This is a genomic window from Mesorhizobium sp. M00.F.Ca.ET.216.01.1.1, from assembly GCF_004010325.2.
In the GTDB taxonomy this organism is placed as follows: domain Bacteria; phylum Pseudomonadota; class Alphaproteobacteria; order Rhizobiales; family Rhizobiaceae; genus Mesorhizobium.
Window position 1 is genome coordinate 1 of the sequence record NZ_SADR02000119.1, and the last position, 468, is coordinate 468.

Below are 468 nucleotides of genomic sequence, written 5' to 3' on the forward strand. Positions count from 1 at the left end.
CCAGTGGGTAAGGTAGCCGAGCGGTGGGCAGCCGACACGGTCGGCGAAGCGCTGCGTGAACGCGGAGCGTGACATGCCCACCTCCGATGCCAGCATCGGCACCGTCCAACGACGCGCGACATCGCCGTGCAACAGTCTAAGTGCCTTGCCGATCCGTGGATCCGCCAGCGCGGTAATCCAGCCGACACTGGTTGCAGGACTCGTGGCCACGAAAGCGCGGACCGCCGCGACGACGAGGATTTCCGCCAACCGCTCGGCGACGAGCGAACCGCCTAGTTCCGCGCTGCCGACCTCCGTCCTCAGAAATTCCAGCGTCCTTGCGACAGCCTCGGCGGTGGGCGAGGCCCGGTCAACACGCACGAACGTGGGGAGCGCGTCCAGTACGAATGAGGCGGCGCCGGCCGCAAAGCCGCTTCCGCCGCCGATCATGGCCGTCTCATCACCCGCGCCGAGGCACACCATGTCCTG

Annotated in this window: 1 protein-coding gene; it reads right to left on the bottom strand. The window is 67.7% G+C overall.

All coding sequences use genetic code 11. The features are described 5' to 3' along the window. Nucleotides 1-462 (bottom strand): AraC family transcriptional regulator (locus EN859_RS35315; protein WP_281015670.1); only part of this gene is annotated, 462 nt, incomplete at its 3' end. Between the last annotated feature and the right edge of the window lie 6 nt (nucleotides 463-468).